Annotated in this window: 1 protein-coding gene; it reads left to right on the top strand. The window is 46.1% G+C overall.

All coding sequences use genetic code 11. From position 1 onward, the window contains the following. The coding region (locus GC098_RS02380) for an IS3 family transposase (RefSeq protein WP_171640619.1) at window positions 1-929 on the top strand (929 nt) is incomplete at its 5' end. Window positions 930-944: the final 15 nt, after the last annotated feature.

The following is a 944-nucleotide window of genomic DNA, read 5'->3' as shown; positions in this document are numbered from 1 at the left end:
AGGCAGGCGAAGTTTCGTCAAAGATAACTACTTCAGAGCGGTTCGAGCTCATCAACCGTTTGATCCGCGAGTACGAATCAACCAACCGAATCTCTTATCTTTGCACGCTTGCGGGAGTTAGTCGTAGTGGGTATTACCGGTGGCTTGGCGCAGAAGAGGCACGTCAACAGCGGGAACTTTTCGATCAGCAAGATTTGGAATTGCTGCGAAAACACTTTTATTCTCTAAATCGAAAAGCGGGCGTATTAGTGCTCAAGATGCATATCGAACGCGAGGAGCACGTGATCATGAACCATAAGAAGATTAAACGTCTGATGCGAAAAGGTCGGTTGGTAACAGAAATCCGTCAGGCAGACCCGTATCGTAAGGCAGCTAAGGCTACGCTGGAACATCGAACTTGCCCGAATCTACTTAAGCGTCAATTTGACCAAGGCGAGCCGGAAAAGGTCATGCTAACCGACATCACCTATCTTCACTATGGAAACGGTCAGAAAGCCTATCTATCGTGTGTGAAAGACGGATCTACACGTCAGATACTAGCTTACCATGTCTCTACTTCGTTGAAGATGCCTATTGTGATACGTACACTTAACCAGCTGTTGGTACGCCTAGAAGGCAATATACACCCGCAGGCAATCCTCCATTCAGATCAAGGTTTCCATTACACACATCCCGACTTTCAGAAGCTGGTTAAGGAAGTGGGAATAAAGCAGTCAATGTCCAGGAAAGGAAACTGCTGGGATAACGCGTCCATGGAATCCTTTTTCGGCCATCTCAAGGATGAGTTAGACATAAAGTCTTGTTCAACCATTACTGAGTTGCGTAAACAGATTCACACCTACATGGCCTTCTACAACTCCAGTCGCTACCAGTGGAAATTAAAGAAGATGACCCCTGATGAATACAGGAACCATCTCCTAACTGCATAACGTCTCTTTCTTGTT

Origin of the sequence: Paenibacillus phytorum, assembly GCF_013141715.1 — a bacterium.
Lineage (GTDB): Bacteria > Bacillota > Bacilli > Paenibacillales > NBRC-103111 > Paenibacillus_E > Paenibacillus_E phytorum.
This window is presented reverse-complemented; position numbering and strand designations above follow the sequence as displayed.